Source organism: Sphingomonas sp. (assembly GCF_036387595.1).
In the GTDB taxonomy this organism is placed as follows: domain Bacteria; phylum Pseudomonadota; class Alphaproteobacteria; order Sphingomonadales; family Sphingomonadaceae; genus Sphingomonas.
Genome location: NZ_DASVTL010000002.1, coordinates 20,339 through 28,164, shown reverse-complemented (window position 1 = coordinate 28,164; position 7,826 = coordinate 20,339). Strand labels below are relative to the sequence as shown.

Sequence of the window (7,826 nt, the reverse complement as noted above, 5' to 3'; positions counted from 1 at the left end):
CGGATACATGCGGTCGGTCATCAGCTCGCGCATGATCTTGACCGATTGCGAATAGCCCCATTGCTGCTCCGGCACCGGGTTCAGCCACACCGCCGCCGGATAGGTGTTGGTCAGCCGATGCAGCCAGGTCGAGCCGGGCTCTTCGTTGAAATGTTCCACCGAGCCGCCGGGATGGGTGATCTCATAGGGACTCATCGACGCGTCGCCGACGATCACCAGCTTGTAGTCGTGGCCGTATTTGTGGAGCACGTCCCAGGTCGGCGTGCGCTCCTGGAAGCGGCGACGATTGTCCTTCCACAGGCCCTCATAGGGGCAATTATGGAAGTAGAAGAATTCCAGGTTCTTGAACTCGGTCGTTGCCGCCGAGAACAGCTCTTCGCAAAGCTTGACCCAGGGGTCCATCGAGCCGCCGACGTCGAGAAACAGCAGCAGCTTGACCGCATTCTTGCGCTCGGCGCGCATGCGGACGTCGAGCCAGCCCTGGCGGGCGGTGCCGTCGATCGTGCCGTCGATGTCGAGTTCGTCGGCCGCTCCCTCCCGCGCGAAGCGGCGCAGGCGGCGTAGTGCGACCTTGATATTGCGGGTGCCGAGTTCCTTGGTGTTGTCGAGGTTCTTGAACTCGCGCTGGTCCCAGACCTTGAGCGCCCGACCGTGTTTCGACTCGCCGCCGATGCGGACACCTTCGGGATTGTACCCCGAATTGCCGTAAGGGCTGGTGCCACCGGTGCCGACCCATTTGCTGCCGCCCTGGTGGCGCGCGTGCTGTTCTTCGAGCCGCTTCTTGAGCGTCTCCATGATCTCGTCCCAAGAGCCGAGCGACTTGATCTGCTCCATCTCTTCGGGCGTGAGATATTTCTCGGCCACCGCCTTCAGCCAGTCGGCGGGGATTTCGGCATTCTGCGCGGCGAACGTCGTCGCGATGCCTCGAAAGACCTTCGCGAAAACCTGGTCGAAGCGGTCGAGCAGCCCTTCGTCCTTCACATAGGTCGCGCGGGCGAGGTAGTAGAAATCCTCGGGCGTCCGCTCGATCACCTCCGCGTCGAGCGCCTCCAGGAGGATCAGATGCTCCTTCAGGCTGGCGGGAATGCCCGCGGCACGGAGCTCGTCGAGGAAGTTGAGGAACATGCACGCATCATGGCAGCGGCAAAGGGGCGGGGCAACGCCGCAGCAGTCAACGCGCGTAGGCGTCGATGAGCGCGCCAACGTAATCGGGGTTGCGGCCGGTCAATTCGCGCGCTGGTCTGGCGTCGCCGTAGATGAAGCCCTTGACCCTATAGACGCTGCCGCCAAGCCCTTCAGAATCGCGATACCACACCTTCACGTCGCTCCAGTCGTTGCCGGGTGACACGTCGTAAAGGGTGACGTCCTGTTCGGTGTGACCGCGCTCGCCGTTTTGGCGGGACCAGTTCGCGTGGGTCAGCATCACGACGCGCTTTTCTACTACCCGGCTGACGACCGCGACATGGCCGAGCGGCAGGCGCGCGGATTTCGCGAAGACGATCACTGCGCCGGTCCGGGGCGTGTCACCGCGGCGGTATCGGCCTTCGGCGCTGTCCCACCAGGTCCAGGCGTCACCGTAGATCGCTATGCCCGACGCGGCGCGTGCGAAGGGCACGCACTGGCCGACGTAATCCAGAAGCGAGGCATGTGCCGGCGCGGTCGCGGCCGAGGCGACCAGCGCGGCAGTGGCGGCGATGCTGTGATACAGGCTTCGCATTCCCGCAGTGTGGGGCGAATATGGTTAACGAATCGTTACCTCGGGCGCCAGATTCAGCTCGGCCGATTCTGCTGCCGCTTGGCCATGAAGGCGAGGCGTTCGAACAGCATCACGTCCTGTTCGTTCTTGAGCAGCGCGCCGTGGAGCGGCGGGATCGCCTTGGTCGGATCGCGATTCTGGAGCGCTTCGAGCGGCATGTCTTCGTGCAGCAGCAGCTTCAACCAATCGAGCAATTCGCTGGTCGAGGGCTTCTTCTTCAGGCCGGGCACGTCGCGGACGTCATAGAAGATGTCCATCGCACGCGACACCAGCAGCTTCTGGATGTCGGGGAAGTGAACGTCGACGATTGCCTGCATCGTGTCGCGATCGGGAAATTTGATATAGTGGAAGAAACAGCGACGCAAGAAGGCGTCGGGCAGTTCCTTTTCGTTGTTCGAGGTGATGACGACGATGGGCCGCTCGACGGCGCGCACGGTTTCCTTGGTCTCGTAAACGTGGAACTCCATGCGATCGAGTTCCTGCAACAGATCGTTGGGAAATTCGATATCGGCCTTGTCGATCTCGTCGATGAGCAGCACCGGTGGCGCCGGCTGGGTGAACGCCTCCCACAATTTGCCGCGGCGGATGTAATTGGCGATGTCGTGAACCCGAGCATCGCCGAGCTGGCCGTCGCGCAGGCGGGCGACCGCGTCATATTCATAGAGGCCCTGCTGCGCCTTGGTCGTCGATTTGACGTTCCATTCGATGAGCGGCGCGCCGACCGCGCGCGCGATCTCATAGGCGAGGACGGTCTTGCCGGTGCCCGGCTCGCCCTTGACCAGCAATGGCCGGCGCAGCGTGACCGCGGCATTCACCGCGACCTTGAGGTCGTCGGTCGCGACATAGCCTGCGGTGCCCTCGAAACGCTTCATCGCTCGCCCTCTTGCTGGTCGCGCTGCCATAGGGGCAGCGCGCCGGGCGGCGCAAGTCAGGCCGAAGCGTCTCGGGCGGCGGCGCGGCTTTCGAGCAAGTCCCACAGTCCGCGGTGCTGGACGAGCAATTGTTGCGCACCGAACGCCATCGCGCGCTCCATGCTGGGGGTCGCGACGATGTCGGCGAAGCTGTCGGGCATCGTGCAGGCGGCGCCCGCAACGTGGAAGCGATCGGCAGAACGGTCCAGCAGCGGCCGCACGACGTGCCACTCCATGACGAGTGCCTCGATCGCGCCCATCGCGCAACCCGACCGCCCGGAGCGGGCGAGCATGCCGAACGCATGACGCAGTCCGACGAACGCCGATTCGCATTCGGCCTGCCCGGGGGTGGAGGGAAGAGGTCCGGCGGCGGAGACAAGTCGTGCCAGATAGTGACGCTCGTCGGCGAACCCACCAGCCGCCCGGCCAAGCCATTCCCGCTCGATCGGGTCGACAGAAGTGGCCATCGCATCTTCGATCATGTCGGGACGCTTGCCGTGGACCGCACATAGCGCGTGAACGAGATCGCCCAGATCGCGCAAGGGAACAGTCGGGCGGAGAAGTCGTGCCAGATGGCGATTGCCGGTGCTGCCTTCGATCCCGGCGACGCGCGAGACGACCTGGCCCGCGGCCGTGTCCCCCCTTGCCAACCGCTGCTCTACGCTATCCGAACGCATTGATACCTCTACGCAAAAACCCGGGGACGCAGCGCCCGCCGTCTCGATCCTGCGCCCTGTAGATAGTGCCAAGCGTGTAAAGACGCGGTGTAGGTGCGCTTAACCTTCCGGCAAGCACGTTCCGCGAGGCGGCAAGACTTTGCCGGTGTTGCCGGGTTGCGACGCGTCCGATGCGTCAGCCGATAAGCTGGTTCAGCGCGTGACGCAGCGCGTCGCGAGCGGTGCCGATCACGACTGCAGGGCGGCGCTTTGTGCCCGACTGATCCGTGAAGGAAAACGGCACGAGAACGACATCGCCGAAGCCGACGTCGTCCGCCTCAGAGGGCATCGTAAACGTCGTCCTCTGGTCGTTCCCGACCGCAGCAAACGATGCTTCGCTGGCGGTCATGGCGGCCCGACGCAATGCTTTTTCCGAAATCTCGCGGTCCCTATGACCGAGGAAATCGACGAAATCCTCCATCTCGGCTACCCGTTCTTGCGAGAGCGCCCCGATCTTGCGAGCCAGGGTTTCGGGAACCGGCAGGCGGTGAGAAGCCGGCGCCGCTGCAAGTCTCCTATTGATCCAGGAACGACCGCATCTTGCGGCTGCGGCTGGGGTGTTTGAGCTTGCGCAGCGCCTTGGCCTCGATCTGGCGGATGCGTTCGCGGGTGACGCTGAACTGCTGGCCGACCTCCTCCAGCGTGTGATCGGTGTTCATACCGATACCGAAACGCATGCGCAGCACGCGTTCCTCGCGCGGCGTCAGTGAGGCGAGGACGCGGGTGACCGTCTCCTTGAGATTCGCCTGAATCGCCGCATCGACCGGGATCACCGCGTTCTTGTCTTCGATGAAGTCGCCGAGGTGCGAATCCTCCTCGTCGCCGATCGGCGTTTCGAGGCTGATCGGCTCCTTGGCGATCTTCATCACCTTCCGCACCTTTTCCAAAGGCATGGAAAGGCGTTCTGCCATCTCTTCGGGGGTCGGCTCGCGGCCCTGTTCGTGAAGGAACTGGCGGCTGGTGCGGACCAGCTTGTTGATCGTCTCTATCATGTGGACCGGGATGCGGATCGTGCGCGCCTGATCCGCGATGCTGCGCGTGATCGCCTGCCTGATCCACCAGGTCGCATAGGTGCTGAACTTGTAACCGCGGCGATATTCGAATTTGTCGACCGCCTTCATCAGGCCGATGTTGCCTTCCTGAATAAGATCAAGGAATTGCAGCCCGCGGTTCGTATATTTTTTAGCAATGGAGATCACGAGCCGCAGGTTCGCCTCGACCATCTCCTTCTTGGCGATCCGCGCTTCGCGCTCGCCCTTCTGGACCATGTTGACGATGCGCCGGAACTCGCCGAGCGCCATGCCGGTGGCCTGGGCGATCTCCCCGATTTCGGTACGGATGCGATCGACCGCTTCGCCCTCGTTTGTCGCGAAGGCGGTCCATTTCTTGTCGGACTTGGGGATCGACTGGAGCCAGCTTTCGTCGAGTTCGTGCCCGACGTAGCGGTCAAGAAAGTCCTTGCGGTTGACCTTGTGACGCTCTGCCAGGCGCAGCATCTGCCCGCCGAGCGCGGTGAGGCGGCGGTTGTAGGCGTAGAGCTGATCGACGAGATATTCGATCTTTGCATTGTGGAACTGGACGCTCTCGACCTCGGCGGTCAGTTCCTCGCGCAGCTTCTGATATTTGCGCTCGTCGGCCGCCGACAGTTCGCCGCCCGCCGCCATCGCGTCGAGCCGGGTCTGCTGGAGCTTGCTGAACTTCTTGTAAAGCGCGGTGATGCTGGCGAAACGCTCGAGCGCAATCGGCTTGAGCTGCTCCTCCATCTGGGCGAGCGAAAGGGTGTTGTCCTCCTCCTCGTCGTCGCTGGGGCGCGGCGTGCGGCGTTCGGTCAGCTCGTCGTCATCCTCGGCGACCGGCGCTTCCTCGGGCTCGGCCTCTTCCTTGAACGAAGGACCGGCGGTCTTCTCGCTGATCTCGCCGTCGGCGGGATCTTCCTCGTCCGACAGCGCCTCGGGTGCGGGATCCTTGGAGAGCATCGCGTCGAGATCCATGATCTCGCGAAGCTGCATCGTGCCCTCGTTCAGCGCGGTCGACCAGTCGATGATCGCGTTGAAGGTGATCGGCGATTCGCACAGCCCCAGGATCATCGTGTCGCGGCCGGCCTCGATCCGCTTGGCGATGGCGATCTCGCCCTCGCGGCTGAGCAGTTCGACCGCGCCCATCTCGCGCAGGTACATGCGGACGGGATCGTCGGTGCGATCGACCGTCTCCTTCTTCTTCACCTCTACCGCGGCGCCGGCCTCGGCATCGACCGTCTCGGGCTCATCGTCGTCGTCGGCGCGCGCCTCGGGCTCGCCGTCCTCGCCTGCCTCGTCGTTCTCGACGATGTTGATACCCATCTCGCTCAGCGCGGACGTCATGTCCTCGATCTGGTCGGACGTCATCTCGCCTTGCGGCAGTGCCTCGTTGAGCTGGTCGTAGGTGATGTACCCGCGCTTCTTGGCGCGCGCGATCACCTTCTTGACCGACGCATCGTTCAGGTCGATCAGCGGCGGTGCATCGCCGTCGGTCGTTTCATTCGCCATCAATTGCCCTCGGATCCCAACGCGCGGGCGTCTTCGTTCTCTTGCACCAGATTTGCAAGTCGAAGCTCCAACGCCTGCTGTTCCTTCACTGCCGCCACCTGCCGTTCGAACGCCTGGGGGGTGAAATCGGCCTGCATCGCCGCTGTGGCACTCGCAAGCGCCGCATCCACCTCCGGCCGCGCCGCCAGGACCGCGATCGCCTCGTCCAGGTCTTCCCGGACGCGGACTGGATCGGCAGTGCCTTGCGTGAACGAATAGGGCATCGAGTCTGCTCTCAACAATTCGGTTGCGATCGCATCGAACCCCGACCGCGCCAATATGGTGACGAGTCGCGCGCTATCAAGCGCCCGGTCCTCAAGCGCCAGATCGACCACCGCCTCGAACAGCCGCCCGAGTGCGCCGCCAGAGTCCTTGGCGCCCAGCCGCAGGCTGCCCAGCACTTCCATATGGCGCGCGATCTCTACCGGGTGGCGGATCAGCCCCGCGAGTACCGCTTTCGCCAGCAGCGGGTCGATCCCGCTGGCGTTGACCGCCTTGGCGGCGGAGGAAGGAGACGTGATTGCGGGCTTCCACTGGCCCTTCCCCTGCCACGGTGCGCGTTTCTCGAACGGCACGAAGGGTTTGCGCGGCGGCGTGAAGTGCTTGTCGCAGCGGCGTCGGAATTCGGACTGGTATTCGCCGCGAACCGAAGCGTCGGCGATGCCGCCGGCAAGTTCGGCCAGCCGCCGCTTGAATCCGGCGCGCTGTTCGGGCGTGTCGAGCGTTTCCGCGGCGACTTCGGAGGTCCACAGCCGATCGACCAGCGGCTCGCGCTCAGCCAGCACCGCCTCGAACCCTGCGGCGCCCTTCGCACGGATGAGGTCGTCGGGATCTTGCCCCTCGGGCATCGTCACGAACGACAGGCTCTTGCCCGGCGTCAGCAGCGGTAGCGCACGGTGGGCGGCCCTAAGCGCGGCCTTCTGCCCCGCCGCATCGCCGTCGAAGCACAGGATCGGCACGTCGGACAGGCGCCAGAGCCGCTCCAACTGCGCCTCCGTCAAAGCGGTGCCGAGCGGGGCGACGGCCTCCACGATGCCGGCCTGGGCGAGGGCGATGACGTCCATATACCCTTCGACCACCAGCACACGGCCCGCCTTGCGCACCGCGGGCGCGGCGCGATCGAGGTTGTAGAGGGTGCGGCTCTTGTCGAAGAGCGGCGTATCGGGCGAGTTCAGGTATTTCGGCTCGCCGTCTCCGATGATCCGGCCGCCGAACGCGATCGTCCGCCCGCGGGGATCGCGGATCGGGATCATCAGCCGGCCGCGGAACCGGTCATACGGCTCCTTACCCTCGACCTGGATCAGCATTCCCGCCTCGACCAGCATCGCATCGCCCGCGGATGCGAGCGCCGCCTTCAGCTTGCCGCGCGAATCGGGCGCGAAGCCCAGGCCGAAGTCGCGCGCGGTGCCGGGCGACACGCCGCGCCGGTCGAGCAGCGCGCGCGCCTCGCCGCCGCCGATGCCGTCCAGCTGCGCGGTGAACCACGCCGCTGCCTCGGCCATGAGGTCATGCAGCCCGCGTGCCGCCTCCTGCTTCTGCGCGGCGCGCGGGTCGAGCGCGGGCATCTCCATCCCTGCGGCCTGCGCGAGTTCCTTGACCGCGTCGATGAACGGCAACCCGCGCTGATCGGTCATCCAGCGGATCGCATCGCCGTGCGCCGAACAGCCGAAGCAATGGTAGAAGCCCTTGTCGTCGTTGACGTAGAAACTGGGCGTCTTTTCCTGGTGGAACGGGCAGCACCCCTTCGATTCGCGCCCGGCCTTGGTCAGCTTGACGCTTTTGCCGATGAGCGCGGTGAGCGCGGTGCGTGCGCGCAGTTCGTCGAGGAAGGCGGGGGTGAGAGTCACGTACTTCCCCTCCGGCGAGCGCCCGGCCGATG

At 64.8% G+C, this 7,826-nt stretch carries 7 protein-coding genes; all 7 read right to left on the bottom strand.

What is annotated here, in order from left to right; all coding sequences use genetic code 11:
* Positions 1–1,125, bottom strand: a 1,125-nt coding sequence (locus VF643_RS00195; RefSeq protein ID WP_331041345.1) for a vWA domain-containing protein, incomplete at its 3' end; no start/stop codon positions are given.
* Between the two features lie 46 nt (positions 1,126–1,171).
* Complete coding sequence (locus VF643_RS00190) at positions 1,172–1,717, bottom strand: CHAP domain-containing protein (protein ID WP_331041344.1); 546 nt, start codon at positions 1,715–1,717, stop codon at positions 1,172–1,174.
* A gap of 53 nt (positions 1,718–1,770) precedes the next feature.
* On the bottom strand, positions 1,771–2,628 hold the full coding sequence (locus VF643_RS00185) for a MoxR family ATPase (protein WP_331041343.1): 858 nt from the start codon (positions 2,626–2,628) through the stop codon (positions 1,771–1,773).
* 56 nt (positions 2,629–2,684) lie between these two features.
* Positions 2,685–3,344, bottom strand: a complete 660-nt coding sequence (locus VF643_RS00180) for a DUF6975 family protein (protein WP_331041342.1) — start codon at positions 3,342–3,344, stop codon at positions 2,685–2,687.
* 175 nt (positions 3,345–3,519) lie between these two features.
* A complete protein-coding gene (locus VF643_RS00175; protein WP_331041341.1) occupies positions 3,520–3,804 on the bottom strand; it encodes a hypothetical protein in 285 nt (94 codons plus the stop codon).
* 94 nt (positions 3,805–3,898) lie between these two features.
* Positions 3,899–5,908, bottom strand: coding sequence for an RNA polymerase sigma factor RpoD (rpoD, locus tag VF643_RS00170; RefSeq protein ID WP_331041340.1), 2,010 nt, complete (start codon positions 5,906–5,908; stop codon positions 3,899–3,901).
* Complete coding sequence (dnaG, locus tag VF643_RS00165; RefSeq protein WP_331041339.1) at positions 5,908–7,794, bottom strand: DNA primase; 1,887 nt, start codon at positions 7,792–7,794, stop codon at positions 5,908–5,910. Before dnaG ends, rpoD begins: the two co-directional genes overlap by 1 nt.
* Positions 7,795–7,826: the final 32 nt, after the last annotated feature.

Coding starts and splice junctions, on each gene's coding strand:
- VF643_RS00180 (WP_331041342.1), bottom strand. CDS start 3,344: ATGCGTTCGGATAGCGTAGAGCAGCGGTTGGCAAGGGGGGACACGGCC.
- rpoD (WP_331041340.1), bottom strand. CDS start 5,908: ATGGCGAATGAAACGACCGACGGCGATGCACCGCCGCTGATCGACCTG.
- VF643_RS00175 (WP_331041341.1), bottom strand. CDS start 3,804: ATGGAGGATTTCGTCGATTTCCTCGGTCATAGGGACCGCGAGATTTCG.
- VF643_RS00190 (WP_331041344.1), bottom strand. CDS start 1,717: ATGCGAAGCCTGTATCACAGCATCGCCGCCACTGCCGCGCTGGTCGCC.
- VF643_RS00185 (WP_331041343.1), bottom strand. CDS start 2,628: ATGAAGCGTTTCGAGGGCACCGCAGGCTATGTCGCGACCGACGACCTC.